Here is an 18,917-nt window from a genome sequence, read left to right as displayed (position 1 = left end):
ATAGTGAAGTATGCAATATCCATACCAACTTTTAGAATTTTCAGATATCAACAAAGGTTATAGTTAATTACTCTCATCATATACAAATTGATATTTGCCAAGTTTGCGCATGATGGTCGTTTGGCTTACCTCTAAGGCTTTGGCCATTTTCCGGGTGGATTTATATGTAGAAAGGGCTTGAGACAATAATTGTTTTTCTGTTTCCTCTAATGCTTTTTTTAAGGGAATGATTCCTGTTAAATTGACTAGTGCCGTATCTTTGTAGGTCAAGTCGGAAGGCAAATCCTCTATCGTTACGATTGGTTTTCTAGCCGTCACGACAATTTGTTCAATTACATTTTCCAATTCCCGAACATTACCCGGGTAATCCTGCAGCTGCAGAATTAACTTGGAATGATCATCTATAGTGATCGATTGACCGTACTTTTCATTGAATTTCTTCAGAAAATTATCGGTTAATAATAAGATATCTTCCTTTCGCTCGCGCAGCTGCGGTATTTCCATTGGAACGACATGCAACCGATAATATAGATCTTCGCGAAACTGGTTAATCTTGATCATTTGCTTCAAGTCTTTGTTCGTAGCGGAGATAATGCGAATATTCACCTTTTTCTCCTTGGTTCCCCCCACCTTCATGAAGGTTCTGTCCTGGACTAGATGCAGGATTTTCACTTGAATGTCGAGCGGCATTTCCCCGATTTCATCAAGAAACAACGTTCCGCCATCAGCACTCTCAACAAGCCCTTGTTTCCCGTGCTTATTGGCTCCCGTGAAGGCACCGCTTTCGTAGCCAAACAGCTCGGACTCAATTAAAGCGGATGGAATCGCGCCGCAATTAACTTGAATGAATTTCTTATCCTTTCTATTGCTAAGATCATGAATGATCCTTGCTAAAACCCCTTTTCCGACTCCGGTTTCTCCATGTATGAAGATCGATGAATCCATCGGGGCGACTTTTTCAGCTAATTCCAAAACTTTTATCATCTTATCGGAATTTGTAATGAAGTTATTGAAGGACACGGTTTTCTTACTCTGTGAATTTTCATGCTGGGCACGCTGGTTCCTAAGATTCACTCTGTTCAATTTACTCTTCATCTCAACCAATTCCGTGATATCCCTGGAATTCGAAACAATTCTATACAAGTTCCCCTCTTCATCAAAAATTGGCTTGGCTGTGCTGAATACAGTCAATCCATGCGGATAGGTTTGTTCAGCTGAATGGACCGCTTTTGTTTCCATTGTTTTTAATGTAACGGAATTGACGATCAGTCCCTTTTCAACTAACTCTTTAATGTTCTTATTAATAAAGGCCTCCGGCGGTAGCCCTGTAAGTTTCTTACATGATTCACTCACGAATAACGTGTCCCCGTTTGCATCCGTTACGAAAATTTCATCATAACTGGAATGTAAGATTTGGGTAAGCTCTTTTACTTTCTTTCTTGTCACCTCTAACTCTTCATTTAGTGATTTATTTAGACTTATTAAGCTTTTAAGCTTCTTTTTAAGTATCATTCCCCTGACTTCATATATCGGATAGCATCTATATTGGTTATCACTATGTTGAATCGCAAAATCATAGTGACTCATATCCTCTTCATTTAGCTTATCTAAATCATCTACAACAACAAACGATTGATTAAGATATTCAATGATTTTCTGATTTTGACCCACGCTATCTAATTTCTTCAAAAAGAGACCTTCATCTAAAATGCCCAGGATTTCCAAGTGGTTTTTCATGACAATAAAAGGAGATGAATGTATTTTCAGTAATGACTTTATATCCAAAATAGATATATCGGAAAATACAATTAGTGATTCCTTTTTTAATTCGGTATCCATCCAATCACCCCAAATTTATTATTTCGAACCGATTTTGTTACATTTTTTTGTACTACTAAAAATAAGTGACCCTATCACAAGCAACGGATGTCTATATATCAACAAATATGAACCGAACCTAAAAAGAATCATCACTTTTCAAAAAAGGTTCAGTTTATATAGAATACTCGATTCGTAATCAATTCCCTCTTTACATAAGTGAAAAAAACGGTTTATTTATTTAGATTGATCCCAATCATACACTTTCGTGGCACGGCACGATTATTGCATATTGAACCTATATAGAGATATTTAGAAGGCGATTGGATTGAAGCCATCTACACTCTCATACTATCTAAAACTAGGGAGGGTCATGATTATGACTCAATTCAAGAATCTATTTACTCAACTAACGATTGGTCATACTGAATTGAAAAACCGAATTTTAAGTACAGCTCATCAAACCAATCATGTTACTGACGGAATCCCCACTTCGGATATGCTTGCCTATCATGAAGCTCGCGCTAAAGGGGGTGTCGGATTAATTATCCTTGAAGCAGCATCCGTACATCCATCCGGCATGCTTACGTCCAAAACGATTGCAGGATATGACCAAAAGATTGTCAATGCCTACACAGAGATTTCCGAAACACTCCATAAATATGGAACGAGGGTTTTCTCCCAACTATTTCATGGCGGAAGGGAAGTTGTTTCGAGTGATTATCGAAATGCCGCTTGGGCGCCATCTGCTGTACCTAGCTTGCGTTTCGGCGTTATGCCAAAACCAATGAGTTTAGAAGATATAGAAGGAGTGATTGAAGGGTTCGCCCATTCAGCACAGTTGGCAAAGGATGGCGGACTTGATGGAGTGGAAATTTGCTGTTCACATGGATACCTTCCTGCTCAGTTTTGGTCACTACATACAAATAAGCGTACAGATGAATATGGCGGCACATTTGAAAATCGGATGCGATTCATTGTAGAGATTTTGGAAAGAGTATGGGAAAGAGTTGGGGAAGACTTTACAGTTGGCATTCGCATGAGTTCAGATGAATTGACAATGGATGGGACTACGATGAAGGATTCCGTGCAAATAGTCGAATATCTCGCGGAAAAAGTCCGATTGGATTTCATTAATGTCACAGCCGGAGATTCAAGTACCTTCGAGGGATCAACACATATCGTGCCGCCATCACCCATAAAGCACGCTTACCTATCACCCCATGGATTCAAAATCAGGATGGCAGGAGCCGTACCGGTCTTTGTCGGTAATAGAATCGTTGACCCTGTTGAAGCCGAACAGATCGTTTCAACAGGTAAAGCCGATGTAGTAGGAATGACCAGGGCCTTAATCGTCGACCCTGACATGCCCAACAAAGCAAAGAACGGTGACCTGCAAGCAATCGATGCATGCATCGGCTGTTTACAAGCCTGTATAGGTCACTATCATAAAGGACTGCCAATTGGCTGTGTCCAAAACCCAACAACAGGTAAAGAAGCATGGATTTTACCAGAATTAAAGAAAACGAGAAACAAACAGAATGTCCTAGTGATCGGCGCCGGCCCTGGCGGATTACAGGCGGCCATAACAGCGGACTCACTCGGTCATTCCGTTACACTGATCGATCAAAGCAAATCAATCGGCGGCCTGCTCCGCACCATGCGCAAAGCACCCATGCGACATGAACTGGCAGAATCGATGCTCGATAACTATTCCCGGAAATTAATGAGAAGCAAGGTCAACCTGCAATTAGGCAAAACGGCCACCGTCCAGGAAGTCTCCGAATGGAAACCGGACGCCATTATCTGTGCAACAGGCTCACGACCTTATACACCAGCCATCGAAGGAATGGATGACCCACGGATCATCATGAGTGATGACCTCTTCAGCTCAACTAAAAAGGTTGGGGACAACGTCTTAGTATTCGACTTTGGCGGTGACTGGCCTGGCATGGAAGCAGCCATATACCTAGCCGAAAAAGGCCACAAAGTAACACTCATATCATCCAGACTGCACATTGGTGAAACCGTTCACCAATATCTCAGGAATGAATACCTAAAAAAACTATACAACCTAAACGTCACACTCCTTCCCCATTACGATATCGGGGCAATCAAAGAGAATCACGTCATTATCCGGAATCTATTCACCCAACAAAAAGAAGAACTAACCAATTGGGACTCCATCGTCCTCTCCCTTGGCCGCATTCCCAATACAGAGCTATTCGAAGAAATGAAAGGTCATGCTCCCATCGTGAAGCAGATAGGAGACTGCCTTGGTCCGCGTACCATAGAAGAAGCGACACATGAAGGGATGATGAGTGCTATAAGTTTGTGAAGAGAAGAGACATTCCTTTTGTGGGATGTCTCTTTTTTTGAGAATGGGTTCCTTTACTTAGCCTTCCGCTCAAAGTGATAATGAAGTCGATACTCACAAATATCCTTGGTCATATTAAACAAAGCCGTTACTACCGTATGAGCAACATACTTATGGTGCATTTCTTATCGCTAAATTTCATACCTTCCAATTTAATTTTTAAAATATTCTAAAATCCAGTATATCCATTATTTCTACAATTTCTAAAACTTCAATAAAAATCTTTGATATATAGAAAACATTGAGGTCAAACAATTTTAGACAAGGCGTTTGGTTATCTAAGGCAAAGCCAAGCCTCTAGATTAACTTACGAAAACTTCTTCTTATTATATGCCTCCGATAAAATCTTTTAGTTCATTCAAAGATAAAAATTAAAAACAGCTGTCAAAAATAAAAATAGCTGTGGTAAGATCGAAACATCGAAATGATACATAATTAATTTTAAAGGTGAGTGTTTTTCATGGAAAATAAGCTTCTTTCTGTAGCTGAAGCAGCAAAGCTGTTAACGTTATCCCAAGTATCCGTATTGAAGTTAGCAAAAAAAAAAAAATTTCAATTATAAAAGTCGGTAACACCTCAATGATTGAAAAAAGTGATGTGGTGAGAATAGGAAATTTAGAAGTCACAGCAGATAATATGCCTAAATCAAAAGAATCCAAAGTTATTGATTATTGGATGATTCCACGATCCGTCAGGAAATGGACAGGGCTTTCTCAGATGATTAGATCTGATTTTAAAAATAAAATTATCGGTTCCAAATGGAAAGGTGATCGCTCAAATCACTTAAAACGCGATGAGCACCTGCAAAATGACGGTTTAAGAGGGAAATCAATCGGTGGTTTTGTTGATTCAAGCCCCGGCGGTGCTCGAACAGATGTGGCTTTAATCGCGGCCTTAGGACTTTATTATTTTGATGAAAATGGGTGTATTCAGTTAACGTATCAAGGAGAAAAAATGCTTACGGCTACTGATCCTGCAAGCGTTTTAACTGAGCAGTTATTTCAATTCCGTTATCCGTCACCTTACTCGGCTTCTATTAAAATGGATGAAGAAATTGAAATCTTTCCGTATCGCTTTCTGTTCAACCTATTAATGAGAGAAGAACTGGTCGATGATGGATCTATATTGGAGGATGACGGTGTAATTAGGCTAACTCAGAAAGAACTTGCGGAGTTTGTGATCCCGATGGCCAAAAATGACAGTGATTTGGATAAGGTTGTTCAACTTATAGTCGATCATCGAAAAAGCGGCAATGCTTTGAGTCCAAGCGAATTGTACAACAATATCGCTAATACTTTTATTAACAATATTGAAATCAGCGGTTTTATTGAGCGTTCTAAAGGGTCCTTCTGGTTAAAATCCGACCTAGATGTTATTGAAGAAGTGGAAGAAAGACTTAATAAAAAACCAAGAACTTTTAAATACGAACTGGGAAGTGAGATTGAGTTTCAACAGCGGCTGGGAATGGATCCATCCAAATCGAAATTTACCCATTCTCAATCTTCCAATCGTAAAAGCGGTGAAATTGCTTTGAAAATTAAACTGGCAGAAGAACTTCAAAATAACCCTATGACTGCAGAAATGATCGATAAGAAGTTTATTGCTCTTCTTGCTAAAAGCACCGGAACCACAGAAGAAACAGCAAATAAAGTGGTTAACGAGGTCTTAAAAAAAGAACCCTCCGATTACTTTTCGGAACAGTATCTAATTTATTCAAAGAGCGGCAGAACGTTTGCAAGAGACTTCGAAAAAACGACAACGAAAATCTTTATGGAGCTGCTCGGCCAGGACAAAGCAAGATGGACAGGAAAAGAAGGAAAATCTCCTGATGTGGTGATTGAAATATTAAATTTAAATGGATTAATCGATTGTAAAGCAGAGAGCGGATATAGTATTCCTAATGACCATTTTAACAGGATTTCTGTGGAAGAAAGCGGCTATATTCCATCCTACAAAGCTAAATTCTTCATTTACGTTGCAGAAAGTTTCGGTAAAAGCTTCGAAAAAAATTCACGAAGAATTGAAACTAAAACCGGGGCAAAAGGGTGTGGTATAACTGCTGAAGATTTACTTTACTTGCTGGAATTTCATCGAAAAAATCATTTTAGTCAAGAGTCGCTTTATAACTTGTTTACATCCAGTATGGTAATAACTAAAGCAAATATTAATGAGCTTAATTCCGGCGATTCTTAATTTTCTTTACGCTTAAACAAATAGATAAATTATTGCCAAAAAGAAGACAGTTAAATATTAACTGTCTTCTTTAATATTGTAGTAAGTGCGATAGTAAGAGCCGTTTGGCCCTTCTGTAGAATTTTCAATTTTTCTTCCTGGATGTTTTTTCTTTGTCCAGCTGTGAGCATTTCGTTTAATTCCTTCTCCCAATTTGCAGGTTCTGTATGATTAAGAACATTGGCAAATGATTTAATTTCAATATACCTTCAGATTTTTTAAAAAAACACACAAGATTGGTGCAGGTATTTTGTAATTAAGACTATTTATTCCAGCGGTTTTCCGTTTATTATTTAGAAAATTTATAATCTCCTGGAACAAAGTCAAAAACAAAAGGAGAGATATTTTCCCAGTCAGATCCGTTATAGCTAAGAGTTATTGTTTTCTTTGCCCGCGTTAGTGCAACATACAGTACTCGTTTCTCCCTATCGTAAATCTGCTTCATATCCTCTTCATAATGACTTGTATTATATGAGTCTTTATTATATTTTTTTAATGAAGATAATTCTGTTTGAAGCGGGTAATTATTTTGATCGAAATTAATTATATAAACATGATCAAACTCCAACCCTTTTACTGAATGAGCATCAGTTACATAAACATGTCGCTCTGAGCCTGCTTCATTTTTTTCATCTACTCTTTTAGTTAAAAAGTGCCTTCCTAAAGTTGTGCTTAATTCATTTTCAAGCCTTATATTGTGAAAACGATGAATAACTGCTACAGTTTCTTCCGGGTTATGTTTTTTTACTTTTTGAATATCTTTGATGATAAATTGGATTTGAGAATGATAAGACGGAAAATACAATAACTTTGGGATGGAGCCTTCGCTGTTATACTTTTCATTTTCTAGGATCTCTTCTTCTCCCCTGTTAAATTGCAGAGAGTTTGCCAAGGTCATAATCTGTTGAGTAGAGCGAAAAATCCCTTCAAGTACATAGCTGTTGCTCCGATCAATTTCAATCCCCAGTTTACTGTAAGAATAAGGACTATTTTTATAAATTTTTTGTTTGTCGTCCCCGCAGATAGTCAATGTTCCTTTGGTTAAAAGTGCTAAAGCATAGAGTTGCATTGGTTGAAAATCTTGAGCTTCATCAATAAAAATATGATCATATTTTAAGGAGTCTGGTATACTTCGTATATTTTGAATCAGCTGTAATGCGTAATCCTCTGCATCTAACCTTCCGTGAAAAACAGAAACCTGTTCATCCCTGTATTTTTCGAATAATTTAAAAATTGTCCGTCTTTGTTCACGAGAAATCCCGGGCAAATTACCGCGGCCTACACGCTCAAATTTAATATAATCCGTTTCAGTAAGATAGTTATTTGCTTTCATCCATAAAAATTCATCTCGCAGGAAGTCCACATTTTTCTCTTTTCTGATTTTGTGAATAGCAGGCATATCTGCGAACTCTTCTGTATCAAGAACCTGTAGTACACGGTGAAGCTGACGAATCATCATATCATTACTTCTTTGCAGTTGTTGAGGTGATGTACTGAATTCAGGAATGAAAATATTCACTTCATCAAGTAATTTTTTTACTGCATAGTGAAATGTGTGAAACTGGACATTTCTTTTAGCAATATGACGCTCCTTTATGGCTGCATAATACGGCGATTGTTTAAGCCGGCGATACATATCGTAAATTAGTTTTTCGTTATATGTTACATAAAGGTACCGTCCTGAGTCCTCCTCAAGCATTCTACCCATCATTCTTGAGATAAGGGACAGGCTCTTTCCGCTACCTGCTCCACCTTTAATCATCAGGAACTTACTATCCTTTAATACAATATCTACCTGCTTCTTGGTTAAAGTAATATTGTGCAGGAGCTTTTCTGTCTGATATTCAATAGAAGAATGGTGAATTGATTTAGAAGAAGATACCCATTTCAAAAAAGAATTCCAAGTAAGTTTATTAGAACTAGAATCTTCAGCAACTTCTCTGTTCATGTTCTTTCCTCCCTACCCTTCATATCTTTCATCATCAACCGCGTATCTCGCTGATGGACAAAACTTTTCATGAGGACAGTACTTACAGCTGGAACTTGGGCTTGCTTTAAATAGCTCAATAGAAGATTGAGTTAAATTATACCCTTCATTCTTCCACGCTCTCCTCCAGCCATCTTCCTTATTGCTTAGGTTAATTAAATATTTTATCCCACTTAAGGCTTGATGTTTTTCGTCGGCATACTCAAAAGATTGAATTCTCTCATTACTGTAACTTTCTGCGGTAGCTGCTTTCGCCTTTTGCTTAAATTTAGTCCAATAAGGAAAGACATCTTCTATTAAAGAAGCGGGTTTAGGGTCGAACTTGGAAAGTAACTTGTACAAATTTCCGTATATAAAGCTGTAATGAAAGTCAGAAGTATATACACTAAACGGTTGTGTCAGATAACTGTAAAAAAATCTCCGCTGACAAATATTTAGTTCTGATAAAGCATAATCAGAATAATGACTCAGTTCAGAACTGTAGACTGCAGTCTCATTCTTTAATTCCTCAGAAGGAGTAGTTGGATCCTTAATCTCCTCAATATAACTTTCTGATTTTTGATCTACCTCTTCCAAGATCTTAAGATAGAAAGAAGAACCAAGGGAATTTTTATCGCCGCGCTCTCTTAACCAAGAAAGCGTAAGCTCCTGATCTCCTGATAAAAGAATATAGAAAAGGAAACGAGGAATTATATCCTTATGTTTTTCTCTTATTACCATCACCTTTAGAGAATCAACTTTGTCACACAGGTTTTTCACTGTCTCAATGGTAAGAGGCCAAGGGATAGATGACTCAGAATGAGGAAAAGAAAATTCATCCATGCCGGATACATGAATATTTCGCTTTTCATCAAAAATAATTCCATCTATTTCAGCGAATGATCGAATACGTAGAGCCTTTTTTTCCTGCTTCACTTCCGGGCTGGGCTCCTCTTCAAATTGAGCTGAGAGGAGAAGGTGCACGGCTTCCGCAATATCCTCAATATGATACTGCTTTCCGCTTGGGCTTGATTCATAGTAGTAAGATATTTTTTTTATTCTCTTCAGCATTTCCTTTTCATGCTTTAATAACTTTTCTTCCGGCAACTGCTTTGTAATAATTTGACCGAGAAGACCAAAATATTCCTTGAAGGAGAAAAGATGATCCATGTCATTAAACAGAATATTGATGTGAGAATCCATAATACTAAGAAATTCTAATATTAGCTTCCAATCCTCAGCTGGGATGGAATAAGGCGCTACTTTTTTTATAGGATTTTTTATTTCATCTAAAAATCTATGATGTTCTGGTTTTCCTGGAATATCTCTTATTAAAAAAGGGCTGTTTTCTGTATCCTTAATTAACTTTTTTATACTCACTTTCCATTCCTGCATAGTCATTTTAGGCGGAAAGAAGTTGTCAAGAAACTGCATTTGGTATACATAATCCGATGCAAATCTTTTCTCTCCTGTAACTCTGTCCACAGTGTGAAGCCACGGCGAGACGAAACATTCCTGAAGGGTTATAAGATCTACCTCTTGTTTTTTCTTTTCTTGATCCCAAATTTTATGCAAATGAAGCAAGTATTGACCAACTGGATAAGAAAGGAAATTTCGTTCCGACAGAGAATGCTCTGGAAAAAATTCTTCTATCTTGGTATTGAGCTCTTGATTTACAACCGTTAAATGGTGAGGCCCTTCTTCCAAATTTTCAAAATCTTTTTTGAAGTCTTTCATCCACTGATATAAGTTTTTATAGCAAACTTGAGTAACTCTTTTCTTATCATGTTCTTTTAGATGCATACTGGGACGATCTTCAAAGAAACCAGCAACCTTCGGGGCTAATGTATGTTCCTGGTTTTCATCTTCTTTCTTTACTATCCAATTAGATTTAGGAATCCACCCGTTTTCTTCCCCTAAAACATTTTCAATAAAAGAAAATGTTTCAGGGTATTCAGGATTATAAAGTTGAAGAAAAGTAATATTAACCCCTGCTTTTTTCAAAGTCTGAAAGACGCTTTGCTGAATAGGCGTAAGAAAGTAGAATCCATGTAAAACAACGGAACCTTCTAAATTCAGCTTGTCTTTGCATACTTTAAGTCTATCTCTAATTTCTATATCTTTATTGTACTTCTCTTTCAGCCGTTCATTTATCATCATTTTTAAAGCAAATGGACGTTTTATTGCAAAATTGAATGATCCTAATTTTTTAAAGTGGCCGCTTTCTTCATCTTTTTCAACCATTTTCTCCCACAGTTTTGAGAGTTCTTTTTCATATTCCGTTCTTCCGAACTCATATAAGTCCTGCGGTTTAATCCCAACCTCTGTCAGCATTCTAATTGTTAATAATGCATCTGATTTATGGCGGCGAACAGCCCGTGTGATCGGCTCATCTTTTAAATTTTCCTTTGAACCTTTTCGAACTAGTTCTGATAAACTCATCATTTGCTCTAATTTCGTAGACATGTCCATCCATTCATCAAGGAGGGCATCGATAAACCACTTAGCAGAAATAACATTCTTTCGCTTATTAAATTTCCCTATCATCGCTTCAGTAAGACTTGCAGTTGCACAAATATGAAGTACATCTTCACGGTCACAGATTTCAGATATTATAGAATCTTGTGGACTAGAATATGTAACTATCTTTATATTATTCATAGAAACTTCTCACTTTCTGGTGAATTATAAACAGGAAGATATTTTGCCCAGCATTCTTTAGTTTTAGCTGTATATTTGATAATCCACAACTGTTGTTCTGCCCGAGTCATTGCTACATATAGCAACCTTAATTCTTCAGCCGTAATTGCCTTCCGTTCAATATCATCCAAGTTTCCGTATTCATTGTTATAATAATTTAGTTTTTCTGAGTTTGCTTGTTTGCTTCTATTTACAACAAATTTCCAACCTGCTTTTGTTTTTTTAGTATTAAAAACAACTCCACTTTTAAAAAGGGTCGTATGAAAATATCTGTCTGTAAACGGTATAATAACTGTATGGTATTCCAATCCTTTAGCACGATGGACAGTTAAAATATTCACTGCATTTTTGGTTAATTCCTCATCTTTGGCTTCATCTTCATTTCTATTCGTCTTTAATTGAATGTTTAGCCATGATAAAAGTGATGGAAGGGACATATAATCATTACTGTGCTGCTGGACCATCAAATCAAATAAACGGCCAAGATTTAATTCATATGAGAGCGCTTTTCGTTTCGCATCCTCGGGGCTGAGCCCTTGCTTTTTCTGCCGCTCGAAATATCTGTTAACAACTTCAGTTTCCTCTGTGATTATTCTTAATAAAGATAAAACTGGAATTCTTCGAACTTCTCTTTGGTATTCTTTTAGCTGACCTGTGTAATCATCTAACAACTTTAATAACTCTTCTTTTTTTCCATCTGCAGAAAAAAGAAAAGATGGCTCCAAATAAAATCGACTGTAAGGGGTAGTCAAATAATCCGAAATATAGCGTGTATCATTTGGATATAAAAGAGCGTGAAGAAGACGGTTTAGGTCGCGGGTAGCTTCACTTTCAAATAAAGTGCCGCCGATATCTAAATGATAAGGTATTTGTTCATCCGCACACCATTCTGCCACTAATCGAGCTTCTCTTCTAGTACGAGTCAATACTGCGATCTTAGATTTTTCCTTCCCTTGAGTTTGCTTCGCTGCAGTTTTTAGCCAGTTGATTACCGTTGAACCGCATTCATCCTTTTCTTCATAATTTAGAGGTTTAATGTATAACGGTATTGCTCCTTCTTCTATAACTTTAAAAGATATTAACCGGTCATTTTCTCCATACTTAAATTCGCTTCCCCAATTAGAGAAATAATTTTTGTCCAAGAGTGATAAAAGATCTTTGTTGGAACGATAATTTTGATTTAAAGAAAACTTAGAGAAAACTTTCTCCTCCACAGCAGATCCAGGAGGGTTAATTTTGTTAAAAGCATTGTCGTCGGCACCTCTAAACCGATAGATAGACTGTTTTATATCGCCTACGACAAAAAGACTGACATTCAATTGTTGCTTCATCATTTGAGCCAGTTTAATTTGAAAGTCACTGCTGTCCTGAAACTCATCTATAAATAAGTACTTATGGGGCAAGCTGATGTTTCTGAATAAATTAGAATTACTCTTTAGAAGCTGATCAATAATTCTAGACATATAACTTAAAGTTACTGCATTATCGTCCTCCTGTATTTTGCTGAAAGATTTTTCACACTCATCCAGCACTTGGACAATTAAATCTTGCAATGGTTTGTGTACTTCATCTACTTGGCCGAATAACGAATCAAGTACTTCTTTAGACTGTATTTGCACTCCTTTTTTTTCAAACTCTGACCAAAAGTCATCAATTAATTTAATTAACTCATAGTCACGAATGTTGGAAAGAAGCCGATCAAAATAAGAGCTTTCCCCAACTTTATCTGTATATTCACTTATGAATGCATCGACGGCTTGTTCAATCAGTTCCTTTCGCTCCTGCTTATAATTACGAATTCTCACATTAGGACTCAGCCCATGCCCGCCGCCAAGCTGCCGAAACATCTTATACAGAAATGAATCAATAGTGCTAATTTGGATACCATTTAATTTTTCGATATCTCTTAAATATTCTGCTCTTTGGGTAATTTTAAATCGGAGGAAAAGAGCCTCACTCAGTTTTTCAAACATATTCTTTGCTGCCTCACGTGTAAAGGTAATCATTGCGATCTTCTCGGGAGATACGCTCTCATGTTTCATTAAAAACAAGACTCTTTGAACCATAACCGTCGTCTTTCCTGAACCAGCCCCCGCAGCAACCAAAACAGACTCCTCTTTAGTATTGTGCTCAATCATATATTGCTCGGCGTTAAAAGTTGGAAAATAATTTTTAAGTTCTTCATAAATATTGTCAAAACCCTTGCCATTTTGATAAGACAAATAATTTTGTTCAAATAAAAAATCGACATCACAATGTACTTGGTACATCATACTCTTTTTCAAAAGTTTCTCGTTTTCTTTATCCGGCCAATTAACTTCTTGATTTGTTAAAATAATAATTTTTGTCCCGGACATCACTTTTCTATAAATGTCCTGTATATCAATTAGTCGGCTTTTAGCTATTATTAATTCTGAATAAACCTGCTCCATGTTTTTCCCTCTCCTAAAGCGAAACCAAGGTTTGATTTTTTAGCTTTTCCTGAAATGATTCCCAGCAGCCCGCTTTTTTACAATATTGCGTTACGTTAGCTCCTTCTTGAGGCGGATTCGTAATGTGTTTCCATGAGAATGAAATTATAAACTCTATCTCTTTTCTTAACTCGTCATCAATTTTTTGACGATTCCATATCTTATCAAAGTCTAGATTTTCTTTTTTCAAAAAAGAAATTGCCGCAATTGAGTAGGTTACAAGATTTGCTTTATAGCCTTTATAACCGAGTGACTTTACTAAATTATCTGTCTCTCTAAACAATATGCCTTTAGCAATCAAATGACGGAAATACTTCTCATCTGCTTTTATCTTCTCTTCTCTGACTTTGTTGCAAAATTCAAGAAAGTTAGCTTCTGCCCCTTTACTTACAATATGCGGGAACTGTTCCCAGCTCATCATGTATTTAGCAGCTTCCGTTTTAGTAATAACTTGATTCTTAGGGAACTCCTTTTGATAGTCTCTTTTTTTGGCAGGAGTAACACCATGCCGGTTGAGTTCTACATTGTACTGCCCGCGCGTTCTTTCATAGAACCACTTTGTTGCAGGATCTGCAGTATGTGGAACCGGTGTTTTATAGGACAAGCGTTCCAGATCAGCTTGATAAGCATCATTGGAGCGCAAATCAGAAATAGAAATTTTATTTTGGCTGTTCGCATACTCAGATATTTTTGAGATCAATTCATCTTTCTGGCTCATATCCTTAATCACATTTAATTTTATCTGTACAAAGATTTCTGACAAATCTTCTTTTGATGTGTATGCCCTGTATAATGAAGCCGTAGTTTGACCACCGTTCACTATCTGCCAGCCTATAAGTTCACTGATTTCTACAAAACCGCTTTTTTCTTCTTGGGAAAATCTCACTTCTTCTGCAATTGTTGTTAATCCGTTATTGTAAGCCATAAACATAGAGGGATCATTTTTGGCTGTAGAAATAATTCCGCGGTTTATTTTGCCCCTTGCTTGTAAGTAAGAGCGGACATTTCTTTCCATTAAACGGTTCCCGTAATATTCATAGGCCTTTGCAAGCAAAGATCCTGAAACATAGCCTATGTAGCATTCGTATGTATTATTGACAACCGGTGTCTTTATAAGGCGCAATGATTCGTTAAACTGTTCGTTCAACTTAATGTGCAACTCATCCATTTGTTTGCCTTCAACATTAAAACTATATAGCTTTCTTAAATCCCAAATGTGATAAGTTGTCTGGGTGGTCTCGATATCTTCTTCCGGTAAAATGTCTTCTAATTCACAGATGCGGTTTGTAAGAACATGTATAGAAGCATGCCGAATTGACTGGCTATTCTCACTGATTGTCATGGCTAAATCATAAATTTCCGGGTCTTCATTTGAATTGATTGACATATTATGTAGCTGTCCTGTTATTGCAGTATAAACAAACATTTCAGCTTGATGTATTAAATTCATCGTTTGTTCTTTGCTTATGACTTTGTTATAAGGATCGCTGTCCAAATCTGAAATAAAGACATGTAAAGTATTCATTTCTTCACTAAGTTCATAGCCATCAATAGATATTCCGTCTCTTAGACTTTTAAATGCGCAAATACTCGGTGAAGCAAAGACTTCACCCTCAATCAAGTAATCACTGATAATTTCACAAAAAGCTTGTTTCCTGTCGATACTGTTTATCTCTGCTCTGCTTTGCACTTCGTCTAATATATTTAAATAGTACTGGTCGATTGTATCCAAAGTATTACACCTTTTTCTTTTTGAATTACTAGATTTTACGAAAATGTCCTAATATCAGTATAAATCAATTAATTAAAATGTTTTATAAACTTAGTTCGTTATTTTTAGGAAATGAAAGCAGCATCTTTTTTTAGAAAAGATTGTTTATGAGTTTATAATTTTGCGACAATTAAGACAGATTAATAAGGAAAAGTAACTGCTTTAAGACGGTAAATCAGACGGAAGATAATTTCCCCCAGAAAATAGAATGAAAAATATGAAGGCTGTACGTACAATACAAACTTGAAAAATAAGCAGCAAAGGAATTATACAGACGCGGATTCTGTCGCAAAAAATTGTAAAGAGGTTTTTTTGGCAACCGGATATTGCTATAAAAATATAATATAGCTTGTTAAAGAACAAAAAAGCCCTATCACTAGTACCTGCTCTTTTGTTCTTTAACATCCTGTTGATCAAAGCTTAAGCAGCTGTCTGCTTTCAGCTTTAAAAACAACTATTATTTTTTTAGATAGGGAAAAGAGCAACAAATTCATCCCAGTCAGTTCTCAGCCATTTTATTGGTAAACCGTAATTAATATTTGCATCAAGCTGAATGTTTATTCTCGTATTTCCCCCACGTTCTTCAGTACTGGGTAATGATTTAGCTAAATAGTTCTCTAATCCCCTTCTATTAAAAGGAAACGTTTTTGGAAGCACCCTTTGATTCCATGGCAGGCTGCCTTTAGTCCATTCAAACCAAAACTGGCCCCTGTCCCCAGTTTCATAAAAATCTTCGAAAGCGGCCCATCCTTTTACCTGTGCTTCATACTCTTGATCTATAATGATCTGAGGATTTTCTCTCAAAGCACGGTTGCCGGGGAATGACTCCCCAAAACAAACCATTACAAATGCATCTGATTTTCGTTGTTTCGTCCGAGGATCAATGAATTTATAGTCTTCTACTAAAAGCCACTGAGCAAAATTAGAGGAACCTTTTATATCCACTCTGGTTTCTATCAGCCTGTCTTGTAAAGCGATCATGAAGTCTCCATTATCAGTATTATGCTCACCCTCATAATGTTGAAAATCAAGATTTATATTCATGCCTTTCTGTGCTAAAAATTTCAGTAATACGAGCTCTGCCATTTTTCCCTCAATTTGATCGGCAATAAATTGTTTTTTAGTCCTTAGGGTACCGCCAAAATGTTTTTGACTTTGGTCGCCCCAGGCTTTGTCAGCAAATTCATAGCAAATTTTAATATCATTTTTTCCTAACAAAATTTTAATAATATTCCACTCCATCCAAATTATTAAAATAAACTGAACAAAAATCACACGGCGGCCAAGAATTTTATTTGAAAGTCTGCTCTTTTAACAATAACTCTTGCGGTAAAATATTCCCCGCATTTCGAACAAAAGATCTGCCTTATCTCTAGTTTTAGATTCCTCATGTTTAACTCAGATAATTTCAGTAATCCGCAGTCCCAGGCAGACTTACTTTGACAATCTAGACAGCTGCTAAAATAATAACAGGTAAGATGAACCTGCTGGTTAGGTCGAAGCATATCGGGGCTCCCAGTGCTTTATATTATGTGCACACTCTTATAAATAGATCATAGGTCTATTATACTGCTAAAAATGGCTGAATTTTATAAAAATTTTAAAATGCTGTTCGGTCCTTGTTAAATGTTTTCCCAAATAATTATATTACCCTTCACTTTCTTAAAGACACGCTAAAAAAATACAGTCGGAAAAGCCAGAGCTTTAAAAACTTGATCAGATTCCTTCATTTTTTGCACGTTCAATAAAATCCACTACATTATTAACCACTTCATCCGGGTTTTCTTTTATCTCGTGCTCCCAAACTCTCTTAAACTTCCAGTTATTCTTCCTATAAAAATCCTCTACCTCGATGTCCCGACTTTTATTTCGTGCCAGTTTTTTATCCCAGTACTCTTGATTACTTTTAGGCCTATTCCCATGTAGTTCACAAGCATGCCAAAAACAAGAGTCAAGAAATATAGCAACTTTATATTTCTTGATGGAGATGTCAGGTTTGCCAAATAATGATTTATCATTCTTTCTAAATCGTATCCCTCTTAACCAGAGCTCCCGGGAAACCCAGTTTTCTAATTTTGACTGGGAACGAATGGCCTTCATATTTCTTCTGCGCTCCTCTTTAGATATTGTATCTCCCACAGAAATCCCTCACTTCTTCTCTTTTGACTTATTCCCTTTAATAGGAAATTCACACAAAATTGAAATGCATTTTTTCACTTATATAATATTTCGATATTAAATTAATTATTCTTGAGCTTATAGGGCTGCATTTTTTCACTAAAAGGTGTAGAATGAATAGCATAGCAGTATGCAAGAACATATTTTCTATTTTTACTACCAAGGAGCGATGTTCCATATGATTTTCAAAAAAGGAGAACTTTTTAACGGTCCAGGTGGTCTGAGCTTAGCCGCAAAAAAAGCACGAGTTATTCATCCGGAAACCGGTGAAGAAATGCGGATTGAGCACTTGTGGTCGAATGATTACGATTCGACAGCTTGTGAAACTTATCGACTAAATATTTGTGGAGATATAAAAGATTCATCCGTACATTGCGGTCCTGTAGAAGACTTGCCCATCGGTGACAAATCAGTGCTGGGAGATATCGATTGTTTTGCCTTCGGATTTCCTTGCAACGATTACAGCCAGGTTGGTGAGAAGCACGGATTAGACGGAACTTACGGCCCGTTATATTCTTACGGGGTGAAAGTGTTAAAGGAATATCAGCCAAAGTTCTTTGTCGCAGAAAATGTTGGCGGTCTTCAAAGCGCGAATGAAGGACAAGCCTTTATCCAGATTCTTACTGAACTTGAAGAATGTGGATATAAACTGACTCCACACCTATATAAATTCCAAGAATACGGAGTCCCGCAGTCGCGGCATCGTATTATTATTGTCGGAATCAGAAACGACCTCTCTGAAAAGGGAATAGAGTTTAAAGTGCCTGCTCCAACAACATTAGCTTCTACTGATTATAAAACTTCCTATGAAGCCATTACAAATCCGCCGATTCCTGAAAACGCGCCAAACAACGAGATGCCGAGGCACACTGCGAAAGTGAAAGAAATGCTTAGCTATATTCCCCCTGGTAGCAACGCTTGGTATCCTGGAATTCCAGAACATTTGCAGTTAAAAGTAAAAGGAGCGAGATTAAGCTCGATTTACAAGCGATTGGATCCAACTCGGCCAGCTTATACTGTAACCGGAAGCGGCGGAGGCGGCACCCATATGTATCATTGGGATGAACTGCGTGCTCTAACTAATCGTGAACGAGCACGCCTTCAAACTTTCCCAGATGATTTTGAATTTGTAGGTAATAAAGAAGCAGTACGCAGACAAATAGGAATGGCCGTACCACCACATGGAGCGCAAATCGTATTTGAAGCTATTCTTAAAACATTTGCCGGTATAGATTACGAGCATGTTCAACCAGCACCAAAACTTCAGCTGGAAAACCTTAGAGGTAAACAAAAAATCACTTATGAAGACATATCAGCAACAGAGAAACAAGCTGTCTTTAACTTATAGAATAGTAAAAAAAGAGTTAACGAAGGGCATTGATTCCTTCGTTAACTTAAAAAATT

The 18,917-nt window shown here is 37.0% G+C and carries 10 protein-coding genes; 3 read left to right on the top strand and 7 right to left on the bottom strand.

From position 1 onward, the window contains the following. Nucleotides 1-63 precede the first annotated feature (63 nt). On the bottom strand, nt 64-1,839 hold the full coding sequence (locus JFU24_RS21705) for a sigma-54 interaction domain-containing protein (RefSeq protein WP_201250469.1): 1,776 nt from the start codon (nt 1,837-1,839) through the stop codon (nt 64-66). 358 nt (nt 1,840-2,197) lie between these two features. Here JFU24_RS21705 and JFU24_RS21700 point away from each other — a divergent pair, with 358 nt between their 5' ends. Beyond that, on the top strand, nt 2,198-4,156 hold the full coding sequence (locus JFU24_RS21700; protein ID WP_201250468.1) for an oxidoreductase: 1,959 nt from the start codon (nt 2,198-2,200) through the stop codon (nt 4,154-4,156). Between the two features lie 618 nt (nt 4,157-4,774). Then, nucleotides 4,775-6,388, top strand: coding sequence for a restriction endonuclease FokI C-terminal domain-containing protein (locus JFU24_RS21695; RefSeq protein WP_201250467.1), 1,614 nt, complete (start codon nt 4,775-4,777; stop codon nt 6,386-6,388). A 328-nt stretch (nt 6,389-6,716) separates the two neighbouring features. Here JFU24_RS21695 and JFU24_RS21690 read toward each other — a convergent pair whose 3' ends face one another. The 6 genes from JFU24_RS21690 to JFU24_RS21665 form a co-directional block, all read right to left on the bottom strand. Beyond that, nucleotides 6,717-8,375 (bottom strand): 3'-5' exonuclease, encoded by a 1,659-nt coding sequence (locus JFU24_RS21690; RefSeq protein WP_201250466.1) that lies wholly within the window; start codon nt 8,373-8,375, stop codon nt 6,717-6,719. A gap of 12 nt (nt 8,376-8,387) precedes the next feature. After that, the gene (locus JFU24_RS21685) at nt 8,388-11,054 is read right to left on the bottom strand and encodes a hypothetical protein (RefSeq protein WP_201250465.1); all 2,667 of its coding nucleotides are present in this window, start codon (nt 11,052-11,054) and stop codon (nt 8,388-8,390) included. Continuing rightward, the gene (locus JFU24_RS21680) at nt 11,051-13,525 is read right to left on the bottom strand and encodes a UvrD-helicase domain-containing protein (protein ID WP_201250464.1); all 2,475 of its coding nucleotides are present in this window, start codon (nt 13,523-13,525) and stop codon (nt 11,051-11,053) included. Before JFU24_RS21680 ends, JFU24_RS21685 begins: the two co-directional genes overlap by 4 nt. A gap of 13 nt (nt 13,526-13,538) precedes the next feature. Further along, the gene (locus JFU24_RS21675; protein ID WP_201250463.1) at nt 13,539-15,296 is read right to left on the bottom strand and encodes an AIPR family protein; all 1,758 of its coding nucleotides are present in this window, start codon (nt 15,294-15,296) and stop codon (nt 13,539-13,541) included. A 504-nt stretch (nt 15,297-15,800) separates the two neighbouring features. Further along, nucleotides 15,801-16,553: a hypothetical protein gene (locus JFU24_RS21670; RefSeq protein ID WP_201250462.1), complete on the bottom strand. Its 753-nt coding sequence runs from the start codon at nt 16,551-16,553 to the stop codon at nt 15,801-15,803. A gap of 498 nt (nt 16,554-17,051) precedes the next feature. Next, nucleotides 17,052-17,474 (bottom strand): DNA mismatch endonuclease Vsr, encoded by a 423-nt coding sequence (locus JFU24_RS21665; RefSeq protein WP_201250461.1) that lies wholly within the window; start codon nt 17,472-17,474, stop codon nt 17,052-17,054. A gap of 217 nt (nt 17,475-17,691) precedes the next feature. On the opposite strand from JFU24_RS21665, the gene JFU24_RS21660 reads away from it, so the two are divergent. Beyond that, on the top strand, nt 17,692-18,861 hold the full coding sequence (locus JFU24_RS21660; protein WP_201250460.1) for a DNA cytosine methyltransferase: 1,170 nt from the start codon (nt 17,692-17,694) through the stop codon (nt 18,859-18,861). The last annotated feature ends 56 nt before the right edge of the window (nt 18,862-18,917 follow it).

The sequence above is a fragment of the Peribacillus sp. TH27 genome (assembly GCF_016650915.1).
In the GTDB taxonomy this organism is placed as follows: Bacteria; Bacillota; Bacilli; order Bacillales; family DSM-1321; genus Peribacillus; species Peribacillus butanolivorans.
This window is presented reverse-complemented; position numbering and strand designations above follow the sequence as displayed.

Excerpts from the sequence above, each read along its gene's own strand:
- JFU24_RS21660 (WP_201250460.1), top strand. The coding sequence starts at position 17,692 with ATGATTTTCAAAAAAGGAGAACTTTTTAACGGTCCAGGTGGTCTGAGC.
- JFU24_RS21685 (WP_201250465.1), bottom strand. The coding sequence starts at position 11,054 with ATGAATAATATAAAGATAGTTACATATTCTAGTCCACAAGATTCTATA.
- JFU24_RS21680 (WP_201250464.1), bottom strand. The coding sequence starts at position 13,525 with ATGGAGCAGGTTTATTCAGAATTAATAATAGCTAAAAGCCGACTAATT.
- JFU24_RS21700 (WP_201250468.1), top strand. The coding sequence starts at position 2,198 with ATGACTCAATTCAAGAATCTATTTACTCAACTAACGATTGGTCATACT.
- JFU24_RS21695 (WP_201250467.1), top strand. The coding sequence starts at position 4,775 with ATGATTGAAAAAAGTGATGTGGTGAGAATAGGAAATTTAGAAGTCACA.
- JFU24_RS21690 (WP_201250466.1), bottom strand. The coding sequence starts at position 8,375 with ATGAACAGAGAAGTTGCTGAAGATTCTAGTTCTAATAAACTTACTTGG.
- JFU24_RS21705 (WP_201250469.1), bottom strand. The coding sequence starts at position 1,839 with ATGGATACCGAATTAAAAAAGGAATCACTAATTGTATTTTCCGATATA.